Raw genomic sequence first — 15,613 nt, 5'->3', positions numbered from 1 at the left:
GTCTCGGTAGCGAAGGCGGTGCGAGGCTGGTAGAAGCACGGCATGACCGTCTCGCTCGCGGCCTCCCTCATCGAACTCGCACTCGGATCGGAACTCGGGGCGTCCGGCGATGCCGGGCGCAACCGTTGCACGCTCGAGGGCGTGACGTGGCAATCCATGCCGGACGGCGCCGTCGAGCTCCGGGTCCGGCGGTTCGAGGCGATGGCGCTGCGGCTTGCGTCGGATCCGTTCGTCCTTGAAATCGACCGCATCGACGTGCACGAGTTGGTGGCCCGGCTGCGCACCGAGGCCGGCGTGCCGCGCCTGGTGTCCGTCCAGGCGGACAAGGCCGAGTGCTCGGGATTGAAGCTGCATGGCCCGCTGGTGCTGCCGCCGCAGATCCAGAAGATCCGCGAGGCGGGCCAAGGCGTGGACGCGTCGGCGGCAACACCCACCGTGGCCGGCCAGGCTGCCGCCGATGCGTGGCGCCTTGCGCCGCTCAACGAGGCCGAAGGCACCATCCGCGGCCAGATCACCGACGCGCACCTGCTGTTCGATGCCGATGTCACGGTGCCCATTCGCCACGGCCAGATCGACTTCAACGATGCGACGGTCGAACATGTCGGGCCCGACTCGCGCATGGGCGTGAGCCGGATGGGCATCTACGTCGATGCGCCCAACGGTCGCAGCTACCTGTACCAGTTCGCCGCGGCGCCGCTCGCCGGCGTGGTGTTCGAGCACCGCGGTACCTTGCTGGGCCCCTGGGTTTCCGAGCGCGGCAAGTTGCAACTGCAGGCCTTTGCCGAATCGGTGCTGCGCCAGGGCCGGCGCGGACCCGGCCAGGGCCTGACGCAACAGGCGCGCCTGCTGCTGGGCCGCACATCGCTGTCGGGCGAGCTGCGGCTTGGCGAGGGGCTCGTCGCGGTGCCGGGCCTGCAAGTGCATCTGGAAGGGCGCCATGCGATCGGGGTGCATTCCCAGTCCGTCGGCCGCGGCCTCAAGGTGGAGATGGCTTCACTCGCGGCCCGCGATGCCGCGGCGGCCTGGAAGGGCGCGCAGATGGGCTTCGACCGGGCGACGGCGAAGCTGGCGATCGAGATCCTGGTCGAAGGTCCGGCGATGCGTTTCGCGCTTCATGTCGAGAACGGCATCGCCGAGGGGCTGCGGGTCGATCTTCAGCGCAGAGGGCCGGACGGCGGCGAAGGGACCTGAGGCAAGCGCACCTCGCTGAAGCGCTTGCGGCTGAGGACCTTCCGCCCGGCAGCGCCGAATCAATCGTTATTGCGTTCGCACTTGCGCGAATTGACGAGGCAGGCGGCGTAGTCGGGATCGTGCTTGAGCAGGAACATCGCGCGTGCCGCAACCGCCGTGTCCGCGAAATCGCTGAACAGGCCGTCGACGCCGGCCTCGTAGAACGCAAGGTATTCATTGACCGCGTTGCCGGCGAAGCTGCCGGTCAGGCGCTTCTGCTCACTGCGGAAGGTATACGGGTGCACCAGCAGTCCCAACCGATGCGCATTGGCAATCACGTTGGTGGGGGGCAGCAGCACGCGGTCGCGCTCGTCGATGGCGCCGTCGCCGGTCACGTCGGCGCACGCGCCTGCCTGCACGGTTTTGCACGCGCTCGAAATCAGGTACGGCTTCCACGGGCCGATGCCGTCCGCATAGCCCTTCACTTCCTGCAGGCCGCGCGGCGTCAACAGGTCGCTGAAGAGGCCGTCGCGGTTCGACACCACCCAGTCGTAGGGTTTGTCGTAGGGCTTGCTGAAGTCCAGCGTGCCGTCGGGCTTGACGTCGTTGGCGTCCACCAGCTGGATCAGGCGCACGCTCGTCTTGCTGCGCAGGTAGCGCAGGTTGGCGGTCTCGAAGGACTGGATGAAGACCGGTGCATTGCGCTGGTTCCAGCCGGCCGCGCTCAGCACGTTCAGCAGCCTGTCTTCCAGAGGCAGGCCGATGCTCTGGTGATAGGTGGGGTGCTTGGTCTCGGGATAGATCCCGATGCGCCGCCCCTCTTCGCGGGACTTGCGCTTGGCCAGGTCGATCACCTCGGCCAGCGTCGGAATCTGGAACTTGCCGTTGAAGGACTGGTCGCGCTCGGCAAAGGACTGCACGGCGCGCAGCTGCTTGATCTCGGCCAGCGTGAAATCGCTGGCGAAGAAGCCGTCGGTCGGCACGCCGTCGAGCATGACGGTTCGGCGGCGGTTGGCGAACTGCGGCAGGTCCTTGACGTTGGTGGTGTCGATCAGGTTGGGTTCGTGCCGGGCGATCAGCTGGCCGTCCTTGGTGGCGACCAGGTCGGGCTCGATGTAGTCGGCGCCCAGCGAGATGCCCAGCGCATAGGCCTCCAGCGTGTGTTCGGGCAGATAGCCGCTGGCCCCGCCGCGATGGCCGATCACGAGCGGCGCATTGTCGGCGCGGCGCCTTGCGTTCTCCTCCTGCGCGGTGGCCGGCACCGCGGCGGCGAGCAGCAGCCCCAGGCCGAAGAACGTGTTGCAGATCTTTTTCAGGGTGTGCATGGAAGTCTCCTCGCTGATGTGCGGACGGACCTTAGGCGGCCTGCATGACAGGCCGGTGAATTCTCATGGCTTTCGGTCCAGGGCGGTCCGCAACATCGTTGCAAGCTGTTGCGCGTGGATCGCGGAGCCGATGTTGGTGAAGCCCATCAACAGCCCCTCGTCCCGGAAGCTTGCCGTGCCCCGCGCGGACAGCGGCTGGCAGTTCAGTCCGGCGCGCTGCGCCCGGCGTGCCAGTTCCGCGTCGCCTTCGCGCCGCCGGTCGAAGCGCGCGATCAGGTGCATGCCGCCGGCCTGCAGGTCGATGCGCACTTCGTCGCCGAAGGCCTTCAGCAGCGCGGCCGCGAGCATGTGGCGGCGGCGCGCGTAGAGCAGCCGCATCTTCTTCAAGTGGCGCGAGAAGTGGCCTTCGCGCATGAAATCGGCGACCACCGCCTGCGTGAGCTGCGGGCATCCGTTGGACCCCGTCCGCGCAGCCTCGGCGAAGGCGCCGCGCAGCGCGTCGGGCACCACCACGTAGCCGAGCGCCAGTCCGGGATACAGCACCTTCGAGAAGCTGCCGGCGTAGAGCACGCGGTCATGGCGGTCGAGGCTCTTGAGCGCGGGCAGGGGCGGGCCGGTGTAGCGGTATTCGCCGTCGTAGTCGTCCTCTACGATCCAGGCCTTCGCCTGCGAGGCCCAGTCGAGCAGTTGCAGCCGGCGGGCGAGCGACATCGAGACGCCGAGCGGCGCCTGGTGCGAGGGCGTGACGACGGCCATCTTCGCCTTCGCTGCCTTGCGCATGCCGCGCGCAACGACCAGGCCTTCTTCATCCACCGGCACGGGCACCGTGCGCTGGCCGGCGCTGCGCAGCACCTCCTGCGTCGGCGGATAGCCCGGGTCTTCCACCCACACGCGCTCGTCCCTTGCGAGCAGCGCGTGCGAGATGAGCGCGAGCGATGCGCGGTAGCCGCCGGTCACGAAGACCTGTGACGGATGGCATGCGACGCCGCGCGACACCCGCAGGTAGGCGGCAATGGCGATGCGCAGCGGCGGATGGCCCGAGGGGTCGCCATAGAACATGTCGGCCGCGGCCATCGCCCTGGCGCGGCGCGACACCAGGCGCGCCCAGAGCTTGCGCGGAAAAGCATCGAGCGCCGGGATGCCCAACTGCAGGGGCGGTGGCGGCGCGGGTTCGGCCAACTCGTGTTCCACGGCCCGCGCCTCGGCCTGCCGGGACGTGCGGCGCGCCGACAGCGGAGCGGGCAGCGACGGCGAGACCACCGTGCCCGCCTGGCCCTGCGGCGAGAAATAGCCTTCGCCCGCGAGCTGGTTGTAGGCCGCCTCGATGGTGCCGCGCGCCACGCCCAGTTCGCTGGCCAGGCTGCGCGCCGAGGCCACGCGGCTGCCCGGGCGGAGCAGGCCCTGCTCGATGGCCGTGCGAAAGCGCTCGTAGATCTGCCGGTGCAGCGGCGTGGACGCCGCGCGGTCGATTGCGAGAAGGGCGGCGGGCGGTTTCTTCTCTTGCGTCATGGCCCATGCATTTTGACGAATCTTGGCTCTTTGGAATGGTGCATCGAAAACCTAAGCTTCGAACTGCCCATGAAAAAAGGAGATGCGATGAGCGAGAAGATATTCGTGGCGGGTGCGGCCGGGGCCATCGGCAGCGCACTCGTGCCCCTGTTGGTCGACGCGGGCTACACCGTGTACGGCAGCACGCGGCGCACCGAGCGCGCGCAGGCGCTGGAGGCGAGCGGTGCCGTGCCGGTCGTCGTCGACGTGTTCGACGCGAAGGCGCTGCGCGCGGCGCTGATGCGCATCGCACCGGCGATCGTGATCCACCAGCTCACCGACCTGCCGCGGGATCTCGATCCCAGGCGGATGGCCGATGCCGCCCATCGCAATGCACGCGTGCGCACCGAGGGCACGCGCAACCTCGTGGCCGCCGCGGTGGCGGCCGGTGCCCGCCGGTTGGTGGCGCAGAGCATCGCCTGGGTCTATGCGCCCGGCGCCACCCCGCATGTCGAGGAAGACCCGCTCGATCTCGCGGCCGAAGGCACGCGCGGCGTCAGCGTGGGCGGCGTGGCGGCGCTGGAGCGCAGCGTGCTGGGCACGGCGGGCCTCACGGGCACGGTGCTGCGCTACGGGCAGTTCTACGGTCCCGGCACGTCGACCGCCGAGCCCAGGGGCGCGTGTCCGGTCCACGTGGAGGCCGCGGCCTGGGCAGCGGTGCTGGCGCTGCGGCATGCACGCGGCGGTGTCTTCAACATCGCCGAGGACAACCCCGAAGTCAGCAGCGAGAAGGCCAGGCGCGAGCTGGGCTGGAGTGCATCGCTGCGGCTGCGCCAGCGGCGGGGAGTGGCCTCGTGAAGGCGGGGCGGCTTCATCGCCGGCAACTCGGCGCGGGCATTGCGGCGCTCTCGCTGGTGCTGGCCGCCGGCTGGGCGCTGACGCCGCATGGCAACCGGCAGGAGGCGGCGCTGTGGTTCGCCGACGTGTGCAGCAGCGTCGCCCGGCCGATGTTCGCGTCGGCCCCGGCGCCCGCGGGGTCGGGCGCCGATGCGAGGCCCGCGACCTCGAGCAAGGTGCTCTCGTGCGAGGCGCTGCCGAACGTGCCGGGCAAGTCGGTGACCACTGTGCTCGTGGACTTTCCGCCGCTGGCCTATTCGCCGGCCCATCGGCATCCGGGCTCGGTGACGGCGATCATCCTCGAGGGCACCATCCGCTCGCAGCTCGGCGGCGGTCCGGTGGGCACCTACAAGAGCGGCGAGACCTTCTTCGAGCCGCCGCGCACGCTGCATCTCTTTGCGGAGAACCCCGATCCGGTGCGCCCTGCAAAGCTGCTGGCGGTGTTCGTGGCCGACGAGAACTGCGGGCCGCTGGTGCTGCCGCCGGATGCCGATTGAGCGAAGGCCCGTCGAGATACAAGCGGCCTCAGGTGTCCCTTGTCATTCCGAAGCCGGGCAGCGTCCGAAGCACCGCCCTCATCGACTTGGCGGCAAGCACCGGTATGTCTGCGGTGTCCACCCACTTGAACTGGTCCACCTCGGGCGTCATCACGCCTGAAGCGTGATGAGGAAAGAAGCTCGTGCACTTGCACGCCGAAATATCGCAATCGCGCGTGTGCACGAAGGCACGGAACAGGTGCAGGTCCTTGGCCCGGCGGTAAGGCATGCGCCCGAGCTCTTCCAGCGAATCCGCGGCCAGCTCGATGCCCGTCTCTTCCCGAACCTCGCGGATGGCCGCTTCGCGCGCGGACTCGCCTGCTTCTGCGCCGCCCTTGGGGATGTCCCAGTGCTTCTGGCCCGTCGCGTGCGCCATGAGAAGCTGGTTCTGCTCGTTGACGATGAGCACGCCATAGGAGGTGGTTGGCATGATCGAACGATTGTCGCCATGCCGCTGCAACGCTGCAACAATGCCTGATTCTCGATTCGAAGTAACCGCTTGGACAACCGCATCATCGTGTCGCTCGACTTCGCCACCGCCGCATCGGCCGCATGCCTCGTGCGGCAATTGGGCGCTGAAGCGATGTTCTACAAGGTCGGCTTGCAGTTGCTGACCGCGGCCGGGCCTTCGGTCGTGCGCGAGCTCGTGGCGGGCGGCAAGCGTGTTTTTCTGGACCTCAAGCTGCTGGAGATTCCGAGTTCGGTCGCGGCAGCGGTGTCCGCGGCGGGGCAGATCGGCGCCTCGATGGTGACGGTCCATGCCTCGGGCGGTTCGGCGGTGCTTCGGTCTGCGGTCGAGGCCGCGCGCCGCTTTCCCGAGCTGAAGGTGCTCGCCCTCACCGTCATCACCAGCATGGACGACGAAAGCTTGCGCGAAGTGGGCGTGGGCTCGACGGTGACCGAACAGGTGCTGCGCCTTGCGCGGCTTGCCGCCGCTGCAGGATGCGACGGCGTCGTCGCTTCGCCGCTGGAAGCGCGGCTGCTTCGCGAGATGCTGCCGCCGGGCATGCTGATCGTCACGCCCGGCATACAGCTGGCCGGCGACTCGGAGAAGAGCGACCATGCGCGCTTCACCACGGCGGCGCAGGCCATCGATGCGGGCGCGACGCACGTGGTGGTCGGCCGGCCGATAGCGCATGCACCGAATCCCGCGGATGCCTTCGCTGCCATGCGCGCGGAGCTGTCGGCGCTGCGGTGACAGTGCCTGCTTCGATGCGTGCTCAGGCCGCCTGCCGCCACGCGACAACCCCCGCCGTTCGCGCCCGCACCTCCGGCGACGCCAGGCAGGTGGCGACGGCCTCGTAGCCCGGCGCGCCGGGGCAGGGTGCGACCAGGGTCGGCGGGCTGTGGTTCGCGGGACACAGGATGATCGCCTCGTCCGGCCCGACGGCGGCCAGGTCGAGGATTGCGCAGGAGCGCGTGAGCATGAAGATCGGCCGCGCGTTGGGTCCGCGGCGGCGCAGCCGGGCGATCAGCGCCTGCTGGGTGGCCTGGTCCAGGCCGTGTTCGATCAGGTCCACGACCACCGCATCGGGCCCTTCCGCTTCCAGCCCGGCCAGAAGTGCAATCAGCGCGTCCGATGGCGTTGCGCCGTCCTCCACGAGCCAGGCCAGCGCGTGGCCGGCCCGAGGCTCGGACGCAGCGGCGCCGCTCTCCGCCTGCCGGTCCAGCCCGAGCCAGGCCGCATTGGGCAGCACCTCGGCAATGCGCTGCGCCAGCCGGGTCTTGCCGCTGCCGAGCGGCCCGACGATGTAGTTGAGTGGCCGGATGTCCCGAAGCTCGAAGCGCTCCCCGCCCCAGGGCCATGGCAGGTCGAAGGCCAGGCGCACTTCGCCGGCGGGCGCGAGCAGGCCCGCGAGTTCGCCGATGCTTGGCGTCCGGCCTTGCGCAACATCGCTTCGCAGGCCGCGGACCTTCTCGACCGTGTGCATGAGCTGGCGAAGCTGCGCCTCCAGCGCCGTCTGGTGCGCGGCCAACGCCTGCTCCAGGCCTTCGGGGTTGCCCGCGAGCACCCGTGCCACCTGGGCCAGGCTGAAGCCGAGCGCGCGAAGCGCGACGATCTCGGCCGCGCGAGCCATCTCCGCCGGGCCATAGGCCCGCCATCCCGCCGCGGTCCGGCCGGGCTCGACCAGCCCGCGCTGCTCGTACAGCCGCAGGGCCTTGGCCGAAACGCCGAGCCGCCGCGCGGCTTCGGAGGGATTCAGGTGCGGGGCGGGAGATCGCATGAAGTGTTCCTTTCGAAGGATCTCCCCCTTTTAGAGGATGCCCCTGGGGTCGGGTCAAGCAGGAACGCGAAGCTTGCGTCCTATGCGGACTTCAGGACCGTCCACCCCGACTCGATGTGCTTGCGCATGGCGAGCATGGCCGCCGATGCGTCGCCGGTGGTGAGCGTGTGCAGGATTTCCTCGTGCTCCTTGACGGCTTCCTTGCCACGGCCCTCGACGGCGTTGATCAGGTCGAAGGGGTAGCGCGCCCACAGGATCTGCACGAAGTGCAGGGTCTGGGGCATCTCCGCAATGTCGTACAGCCGGCGATGAAAGCGGTAGTTGATGCCGCGTGCCGTCGCACGGTCGCCGCTTTCGAATGCGGCGGCGAACTCGTTCGCGAGTGCCCGCAGCTCGGTGATGTCCTTGGACGTGACCTTCTCGACCGCCCCGCGAACCAGCTGGGCTTCGAGGACCAGGCGCAGATTCAGGATCTCGCCGGAGGCTGCGGCATCGAATGGCACGACGCGGGTGCCGCGATAGGAGTCGCCGCTGACGTAGCCCTCGGCCGCCAGAAGCCTCAGGGCCTCGCGCACGGGCGTGATGCTCAGATGCAGCTGCTCGGCGATCTCGGCCTGCTTCAGGCGCGATCCGCGCGGGTAGACCCCCGAGATGATCCGCTCGCGCAGGTAGTCCGCGACCTGCTCTTCTTTGGTTCGATATTCCATCTACTGCAGCCCGACCGGCAATGCCGGCCAGGTGGCGAGTCCTGCGCTGGTTACAAGATTGGCCGGCTCTCCCGCGACGCGCATTTTTGTCCTCGACCACACCCCAGGCGAGCCACCTCATCGGCCGATTCTAAGCGTGGGGGGACGGCTGATCCTCGACGAGGATGCGCCGTGCCCGCTCGACCACCGGCTTGTCGATCATCTTTCCGTCCACCGAGGTCGCCGCGCCTTCGCTGGCCTCGAAGGCCGCAAGCACCTGCGTGGCCCAGCGCAGTTCCTGTGGCGTCGGCATGAAGCCCGCATTCACCGCGGCAACCTGGCGCGGATGGATGCACAGCTTGCCGCCGAACCCGAACTGTCGAGAACGCAGTGCGTCCGCATGCATGCACGCGTCATCGTCGAACCCGACGCTCACGCCGTCGATGGGCGCCGCGAGGCCGGCGTGGCAGGACTGCAGCACGATCTGGATGCGCACGCTGGTCATGGCTTCGCCTTCGTCCGCGATGCCGCTTTCGGCGGCAAAGTCCACGCTGCCGAACGCGATGCGCTCCAGGCCGGCAACGCTGGCCATGCGCGGCAGGTCCATGTAGCCGTCGACGGTTTCGAGCAGCGCGATGATCCGGCGTCCGGGCAGGGCTGCGGCGGTGCGCGCCAGCGAATCCGCATCGGCCTTTGCGAGCATCACGCCGGCCGTCGGCGCCGCATGCAGCATGCGCAGATCGTCCGCATGCCACTCGGTCTGAAGGGCGTTGATGCGCACGAAGGCGTGGTGGCCTGCCGACAGCCATGAGGCGACCCTCTCGCGTGCCTCGCTCTTGGCCGCCGGCGCGACCGCGTCCTCCAGATCCAGCACGGCTTCGTGCGCGCCGCTGGCGACGGCCTTGTCGAAGCGCTCCGGCCGGTGGCCCGGCACGAACAGCAGGCTGCGTGCGATGCGGCTCATCGGGACCTCACTTCACTCGAACACGACGTCCTGCGACGTCGTGAGCTTGCAGAAACGGCGCATGCTCTGGATCGCGCCCTCGTGCTCCTCGGCCGACAGCCCGCAGCAGCAGTCTTCGAGCACGACGATCTCGTAGTCGCGGTCATGGCCCTCGCGCACCGTGGCCTGCACCACCGCGTTGGTCGAGATGCCGGAGCAGTAGATCCGCCGGATTCCCCTGGCGCGCAGGATCGCCTCCAGCGTGGTGCTGTAGAACGGGCTCACGCGGTGTTTGACGATGTCGAAGTCGCCGGGCTGCTGGCCCAGGTCGGGGTGCACCTCGGTGCCCCAGGTACCGAGATTGAAGATGCCGTTCTTGCGCGCGCCGGAAAAAATCGGCGAATCGGGCGGGCACTCGCGGTAGTCCGCAGAGAAGCCGACCCGCACGAAGCCGACCGGCACGCCCGCCGCGCGCGCCTTGTCCAGCGCGGTGCGGGTGTGTTCCAGGATGCGCCGTCCCCGCACCTGTTCGCCGTAGCCTGCCTTCCCGTTCGGACCGTCGGCATGGACAAGGTCGTTCTCCATGTCCAGCACCAGGTAGATGGACTCTTTCATGTGGCATTCCTTTCGTTCGCGCCTTGATGGGGATCGTTCACAGAATCACCTCGCGTTCCACGAGGTCGGCACGGCGCGCCGAGTCGAGCCCCAGCAGTTCGCCGAACACATAGTCTTCATCCTGCCCCAGGGTGGGCGTTAATCGGCGGATGCCCACGTCGTCCGTGGCCGAGAAGCGCGCCGGTGCGCCCACGGCCAGGCGCTGTGGAATGTCCGCGGCGCTGACTTCGACCAGGGCGCCGCGCTCGCGCAGATGGGCATCGTTCGCCACATCCTGCATGTTCCACGACACGTGGGCGCATACGCCGGCCTGCTGCAGCTGCGCCGCCGTCTCGTCGGCTTTCCTCGCCGCGAGCCATCGAGTGAGCAGCGCATCGATTTCGGCGTGGTGGCTGCGGCGCTCGCGCGGACTCGAAAAGCGCGGGTCGCGCGCCATTTCGCCCTGTCCCAGCACCGCCAGCAGGGCTTGCCATTCGCGGTCGTTGCGCACCGCCAGGGTCAGCCAGCGATCGGGCTGGCCGGTAGGGTAGATGCCGTGCGGCGCCATCGCGAGGTCGCTGTTGCCGGGCCGAAGCGGCGTGCTGCCGCCGCTGGCCTGGACCAGCGCGTCGCCGATCATGGCCGAGGCCACCTCGCGTGCGGCCAGGTCGACATGCTGCGCGTGGCCCGTGCGGCGGCGCTGGTGCAACGCCGCCAGCGTGGCGGCTGCGGCATGCACGCCGGCCGAGTGGTCCATCACGTGGCGCATTTCCACCGGCGGCCCGTCGCTGTAGCCGCTCATCCACCCAAGGCCGCCCCAGGCGCCGAACAGCGGTGCATAGCCGGCGAAGTGCGAGTCGGGGCCGCTCTGGCCGCATGAAGACAGCGACAGCAGGACGATGTCGGGCTTGGCCTCGCGCAACTCGTCGAAGCTCAGGCCCAGCCGCTTCATCACACCGGGCCTGAAGCTCTCGGCCGCGATGTCGGAGATGGCGACGATCCGCTTGGCGAGCGCCACGGCCTCGGGCTGCTTGAGGTTGAGCCGCACCGACAGCTTGTTGGCCGACACCTGGTCGAAGGTGGCCGCCTGCATGCGGCCGTAGACCGCGTGGGGCTTGCGAAATGCGTCGGGCCGCGTGCGGCTTTCGATCTTGATGCACTGCGCGCCGAGCTGCGACAACAGGTGCGTGCAGAACGGGCCGGCCGCGTGGATCGTGAAGTCCGCGATGCGCACGCCGGCCAAGGGGGCAGGGGCAGCCGTCATGCAGTTGCCTCCCGTGCCGTCTCGCCCAGTGCGGGCACCCGCCCGGGACGCTGCAGCGGCGTGCAGCGGAACTGGAACGGTGCCTGCAGCACGTCGACCTGACGGCCGTTCGGGAGCCTGGCCGGCGCAAAGAGCCCGCGCGCGCGTTCGTGCTCGCCCTGCGCCACCTCGGCGGGCGTACGGTACTTGGCCGCGGGAACGCCCAGCTTCTGCGCGCGTCGCACGATGTCCTCGACCCGGTGGCGGGCCATCCACTCCCGGATGTGGCCATTGATCTCGTCGCCGCGCCGGCTGCGCTCCAGCGGATCGCGCAGGGCTTCTTCATCGGCCCACGCGGGCCGGCCGAGCAGCTCGACCAGCGCGCTCCATTGCCGGTCCTCGAGCGTGAGCAGCTCCAGGTAGCCGTCGAGCGTCTGGAACACGCCGCCATAGCGGAAGCTGCGCGTGGTCCGGTGTTCGAGCGAGCCGTCACCCAGGCGCTGCAGCGCAAAGGCGCCGACCGCGAGCATGGCGTCCTGCACCGACACATCCACATGCTGGCCGCCAAGCTCGGGCACCGACCACCAGGCGGCGAGCGCGCACGTCACGGCCATGCTGCCGCCCTGGTAGCCGGCGAAGTGGCCGTAGATCTTGAGCGGCGCACGGTCCGGAAAGAGTTCGTTGGACAACCCGTTGGGAAGCAGGAAGCCTTCGCCCCCGGCATGCAGCAGGTTCACCTCCTCGCCGTCCCAGTCCGCCTTGGCGCCGCTGGCGCCGAAAGGCAGCACGCTCACGTGGACGAGTTTCGCAAAGCGCGTGCCGATCGATGCCGCATCGAGACCCGCGCCGGCGCGCTCGCGTACCGGCGTGTCGTCGATGAAGATGTCGGCGCGGTCCAGCTCGCGCGCCAGCGCGGCCTGTCCCCTGATCGTCAGCGGATCGCACACCAGGCTGCTCTTGCCGACGGCCAGGTACGCGAACAGCGCGCTCTCCCCGTCGTCCAGCAGCGGCGGTGCGCGCCGCAGCGCAGAACCTTCCTCGGGCTCCAGCATCACGACCTGCGCGCCCATGGCGGCCAGCAGGCGGCCGGCATAGGCGGCCGCCACGGTGCGCGATCGTTCGACGACCCGGCAGCCCGAGAGAGGAAGTCCGGCGGATGGCGACGCTTCGTTGAAATCCATGTGAGCCCTTTCCCGGTTGGAGCGATGCCTAGTGTTCAGCGGATCACTGGCAGCTCGAGGTCGATACCCGAACCGTCGATGAAGGCCGGCAGCCTGACATCGCGCGAGGGCAGCGCCACCGTCGCGATGCCTGGCGTCGTGACTTCGCCGCGCTGGTTCTCGGCCGCGATCTCGATGTCCACGAGCGCGACCTTGTCCTTCACGTACTTGCGCACGACCTTGCCCTTGCAGAACGTGGTGTCGCCCACGATGTTGAAGCGGCGCATCTCGGTGCGCACCCGCTTGATGACGCCTGCATCGCCCATCCAGTTGGTGACCAACGTGCACATCCACGAGGAGCGCTGGGGGCCGTAGTCGTAGGTGCCGGGCACGCCCACTTCCTTGGCCACCGATTCGCGGTGGTGCCCGATGCCGGTGTACTCCACGCCGCCGCCCGCCTCGGGGTTGCGGAAGAAGTGGCCCGGGTGCTTGACCGCCGACTGCAGGATCACGCCATGCGTGTGGCCGCGGCCGCAGCCCACCAGGAAGCCCATGGTGTCCATCAGCGACAGCGGGCCGCGCGCAATGGTCGGCAGTTCCTCGCCTTCCTGCACCTCCTCCCAGTAGCGCACGTTCGCGCCGCGGATGTTCTTGGGCTCGTCCAGCACAATCTGGTCGATGCGGTCGTGCTGCTCGCTGGTGTACTCGTACTGCTCGATTTCCTTGTACTTGCCGGTGTCGCGCGCCGCCTTGCGCTCGTGCCGGGTGCAGGTGCCGAGCGCACGTGCGACCAGTTCGCCGCGCTGGTTGTAGTAGCAGGCCTCGACGTACTGCAGCACCAGGCGCCCGGAGAACTTGCTTTCCTTGACCTCGACGCCGACCACGCGCTCGATCGGCGTGATGCGGTCGCCCGGGCGCACGTGGCGGAACAGCTCCCAGTCGTTGCCGGCATAGAAACCGTGCACGCCCGGCAGGCCCCAGCGCGTGCGGCCGAGCCAGCCGAACGCCATCGGAAACATCGGATGCGCGACCATGGTGCCGAAGCGGCTGGCGGCGCCGTAGCCGATGTCGCGGTACACCGGGTTCAGGTCGCCGATGCCGTTGCACCAGTTGCGCAGCGTGTCTGGCGTGGCGTCCTGCAGGTAGGGACCCTCGGGGCGCAGGTGCAGCCCGATCATGGCCTTGGCATCGGCGATGGCCTTGTCGGTGATCAGTCCTTCGGCGGGCGCGTTGCCCACGTCGTTCTGCGCGGGGGCGATGGCAGTGGCAGTGTTCAAGTTCAGTACTCCTGGTGGTTGGGTTGAATATTGAATGCAGGATGCATTCTTTGAGAAAAGGGAGTGACCCCCGGGTGGCATGGCATCTCATTGTGGGCTGCGGGACTGCTAGTCGACGCGAATGTCGGCGGCCTTGATGATCTCGCCCCACTTGGGGCGCTCCGCCTTGACGAATGCATCGAGCTGGGCCGGCCCCATGAAGAGGGGCTCGACGCCGATCTCCAGCATCCGGCGGCGCGTGTCGGCCTGCTGCAGCGCGCGCTGCAGGTGTTCGCTGAGCTTTTGCACGATGTCCGGCGGCGTACCGTGCGGCGCGAACAGCGCGTCCCACGCCACCACGTCGAAGCCGGGCACGCCCTGTTCGGACACCGGCTTGATGCCGGGCAGCATCTCGCTGGCCTTCAGCGACGTGATGCCCAGCGCGCGCAGCTTGCCGCTGGCGATCTGCGGTCGCGCGGCGGTCACCGTGTCGATGGCCAATGGAATCTGTCCGCCGAGCAGATCGGTCAGCGACTGGCCGGACGACTTGTACTTCACGCCGAACAGCGGCGCCTGCGCCGACTTCACGAGCTGGGCGAACACGACGTTCGCAGTGGTGCTCGGCAATCCCACGTTCAGCGTGTTCGGCTTCGCGCGGGCCTGCGCGATGAGTTCCGCGATGCCGTTGCTGGGCAGGCCGCGCGCGGAGGTGCAGATCACCATCGGCAGCAGTCCGATCATCGCCACCGCCTCGAAGTCCGTGGCGGGCTGGAAGCCCAGGGCGCCGAAGAGGAACTCGTTGGCCGCATGCGTGGCGTTCGTGCCGAGCACGAAGGTGTAGCCGTCGGCCGGCGACCTCGCCGCGGCCGCGGCGCCGATGTTGCCGCCGGCGCCCGCGCGGTTCTCCACCACGATGCTCTGGTTGAGCGTTGCCGACAGCTCCTGGCCGATCAGCCGCATCAGCACGTCGGCGCCTTGCCCGGCCGCGTACGGCACGATGATGCGGATCGGCCGCGCCGGCCAGGGCTGCTGCGCGACGGCCGCAAGCGCCCCCGCACCGAGGATGGCTGCTGCGGTGCCGCCTTGCAGCAGGCGGCGGCGGGAGAAACAAGGGGCGTTGTTCATGTGCGCGGTCCTTCGAGGTTCTTCTGGCCGGGGATCGTCATGCCGACAGCGCCAGCCCCGCGCGCGGCCATCGCGCCGCAAGGAGCTGGCCGTGGCCGGAGAGAGTGATGAAGGCCGTTCGCCTGTCGGCCCCGCCGAAGCAGATGTTGGTGCAGTAGCCCTCGGGCGCCTCGTGAAACTCGAGCAGTTCCCCCGCAGGCGAGAACACGCTGATGCCACCGCGCACCAGCGTTGCCACGCAGATGTTGCCGGAGGCTTCCACGGCCAGGGAGTCGAAGCGCTGGAAGCCGGGCAGGCCATGCACCAGCCGCGCGCCGTTGGGCGAGGGCCAGGGTTCGTGCCCGAGTTCGCCGCGTGCGGTGACGGGATAGGACCAGAGCCGGCTGGTCTCGGTTTCGCTCACGTACAGCATGCGGCCGTCCGGCGACAGGCCGATGCCGTTGGGCGTGAGCACCGGATGCGCGGCGCGGCGGATGAACCGGCCGTCGGTGCGTGCGTAATACACCGCGCCGCGCAGCATGCGGTCCTCGAAGGTCTTGCCGAAGTCGGTGAACCAGAAGCCGCCGTGGGCGTCGAACACGATGTCGTTCGGCCCGTGCAGTGCAATGCCGTCGCATTGGGTGTAGAGCGTTTCCACCGCGCCGGTCGCGAGGTTCACGCGCTGGATCGCGCCGCCGTCGTAGTCGGCGGCGGGGCCCGTGGGCCGCGTGAAACCGTCGTCGGTGCGCCAGCTGAAGCCGCCGTTGTTGCAGACGTAGCAGTGGCCGTCCGGCCCCAGGGCCGCGCCATTGGGACCGCCGCCCAGCACGGCCACCACTTCGGGCTTTTCGCCCGGGCGTACGCGCAGCAGCCGGCCGGCGGCAATCTCGACCACCAGCACGCTGCCGTCGGGCAGCGCCACGGGGCCTTCCGGGAACTTCAGTCCGGTGGCAATCACTTCGCCTTGCAACTTGAGATTCACGCGC

The 15,613-nt window shown here is 69.1% G+C and carries 16 protein-coding genes; 4 read left to right on the top strand and 12 right to left on the bottom strand.

The window, feature by feature from the left end:
* Window positions 1–42 precede the first annotated feature (42 nt).
* A complete protein-coding gene (locus tag AC1DSC_RS11790; protein WP_062364962.1) occupies window positions 43–1,191 on the top strand; it encodes a hypothetical protein in 1,149 nt (382 codons plus the stop codon).
* Window positions 1,192–1,250: 59 nt separating this feature from the next.
* Here AC1DSC_RS11790 and AC1DSC_RS11785 read toward each other — a convergent pair whose 3' ends face one another.
* Window positions 1,251–2,495 carry a glycerophosphodiester phosphodiesterase gene (locus AC1DSC_RS11785; protein ID WP_418147888.1) on the bottom strand — a complete coding sequence of 415 codons (1,245 nt, stop codon included), beginning with the start codon at window positions 2,493–2,495 and terminating at the stop codon, window positions 1,251–1,253.
* Window positions 2,496–2,558: 63 nt separating this feature from the next.
* Window positions 2,559–4,004, bottom strand: a complete 1,446-nt coding sequence (gene pdxR, locus AC1DSC_RS11780) for a MocR-like pyridoxine biosynthesis transcription factor PdxR (RefSeq protein WP_436288658.1) — start codon at window positions 4,002–4,004, stop codon at window positions 2,559–2,561.
* An 87-nt stretch (window positions 4,005–4,091) separates the two neighbouring features.
* On the opposite strand from pdxR, the gene AC1DSC_RS11775 reads away from it, so the two are divergent.
* A complete protein-coding gene (locus AC1DSC_RS11775; RefSeq protein WP_369664940.1) occupies window positions 4,092–4,841 on the top strand; it encodes an NAD-dependent epimerase/dehydratase family protein in 750 nt (249 codons plus the stop codon).
* A complete protein-coding gene (locus AC1DSC_RS11770; RefSeq protein WP_278878226.1) occupies window positions 4,838–5,377 on the top strand; it encodes a cupin domain-containing protein in 540 nt (179 codons plus the stop codon). The genes AC1DSC_RS11775 and AC1DSC_RS11770 overlap by 4 nt, the downstream gene beginning before the upstream one ends.
* Before the next feature lie 28 nt (window positions 5,378–5,405).
* Here AC1DSC_RS11770 and AC1DSC_RS11765 read toward each other — a convergent pair whose 3' ends face one another.
* Window positions 5,406–5,846: an NUDIX hydrolase gene (locus AC1DSC_RS11765; RefSeq protein ID WP_436288659.1), complete on the bottom strand. Its 441-nt coding sequence runs from the start codon at window positions 5,844–5,846 to the stop codon at window positions 5,406–5,408.
* Window positions 5,847–5,915: 69 nt separating this feature from the next.
* On the opposite strand from AC1DSC_RS11765, the gene pyrF reads away from it, so the two are divergent.
* Window positions 5,916–6,614: an orotidine-5'-phosphate decarboxylase gene (gene pyrF / locus AC1DSC_RS11760; RefSeq protein ID WP_436288660.1), complete on the top strand. Its 699-nt coding sequence runs from the start codon at window positions 5,916–5,918 to the stop codon at window positions 6,612–6,614.
* 22 nt (window positions 6,615–6,636) lie between these two features.
* Here the strand turns inward: pyrF and AC1DSC_RS11755 are convergent, their stop codons facing one another.
* The 9 genes from AC1DSC_RS11755 to AC1DSC_RS11715 all read right to left on the bottom strand — a co-directional run bounded on the left by AC1DSC_RS11755 (window position 6,637) and on the right by AC1DSC_RS11715 (window position 15,609).
* Entirely contained in the window at window positions 6,637–7,641 is a 1,005-nt protein-coding gene (locus AC1DSC_RS11755) for a MerR family transcriptional regulator (protein ID WP_436288661.1), read from the bottom strand.
* Between the two features lie 80 nt (window positions 7,642–7,721).
* On the bottom strand, window positions 7,722–8,348 hold the full coding sequence (locus AC1DSC_RS11750) for a GntR family transcriptional regulator (protein WP_436288662.1): 627 nt from the start codon (window positions 8,346–8,348) through the stop codon (window positions 7,722–7,724).
* 130 nt (window positions 8,349–8,478) lie between these two features.
* Complete coding sequence (locus AC1DSC_RS11745) at window positions 8,479–9,291, bottom strand: HpcH/HpaI aldolase/citrate lyase family protein (RefSeq protein WP_436288663.1); 813 nt, start codon at window positions 9,289–9,291, stop codon at window positions 8,479–8,481.
* A 12-nt stretch (window positions 9,292–9,303) separates the two neighbouring features.
* Window positions 9,304–9,885: a cysteine hydrolase family protein gene (locus tag AC1DSC_RS11740; protein ID WP_436288664.1), complete on the bottom strand. Its 582-nt coding sequence runs from the start codon at window positions 9,883–9,885 to the stop codon at window positions 9,304–9,306.
* A 37-nt stretch (window positions 9,886–9,922) separates the two neighbouring features.
* On the bottom strand, window positions 9,923–11,128 hold the full coding sequence (locus tag AC1DSC_RS11735; RefSeq protein ID WP_436288665.1) for a CaiB/BaiF CoA transferase family protein: 1,206 nt from the start codon (window positions 11,126–11,128) through the stop codon (window positions 9,923–9,925).
* The gene (locus AC1DSC_RS11730; protein ID WP_436288666.1) at window positions 11,125–12,288 is read right to left on the bottom strand and encodes a CoA transferase; all 1,164 of its coding nucleotides are present in this window, start codon (window positions 12,286–12,288) and stop codon (window positions 11,125–11,127) included. The genes AC1DSC_RS11735 and AC1DSC_RS11730 overlap by 4 nt, the downstream gene beginning before the upstream one ends.
* 35 nt (window positions 12,289–12,323) lie before the next feature.
* Complete coding sequence (locus tag AC1DSC_RS11725) at window positions 12,324–13,544, bottom strand: FAS1-like dehydratase domain-containing protein (RefSeq protein ID WP_436288667.1); 1,221 nt, start codon at window positions 13,542–13,544, stop codon at window positions 12,324–12,326.
* A 108-nt stretch (window positions 13,545–13,652) separates the two neighbouring features.
* Entirely contained in the window at window positions 13,653–14,648 is a 996-nt protein-coding gene (locus tag AC1DSC_RS11720) for a Bug family tripartite tricarboxylate transporter substrate binding protein (RefSeq protein ID WP_436288668.1), read from the bottom strand.
* Between the two features lie 37 nt (window positions 14,649–14,685).
* On the bottom strand, window positions 14,686–15,609 hold the full coding sequence (locus AC1DSC_RS11715) for an SMP-30/gluconolactonase/LRE family protein (protein ID WP_436288669.1): 924 nt from the start codon (window positions 15,607–15,609) through the stop codon (window positions 14,686–14,688).
* Between the last annotated feature and the right edge of the window lie 4 nt (window positions 15,610–15,613).

The organism is Variovorax sp. 01N425 (assembly GCF_056399465.1).
The sequence above is the reverse complement of the archived record's forward strand: the minus strand, read 5'-3'. Positions and strand labels throughout refer to the sequence as shown.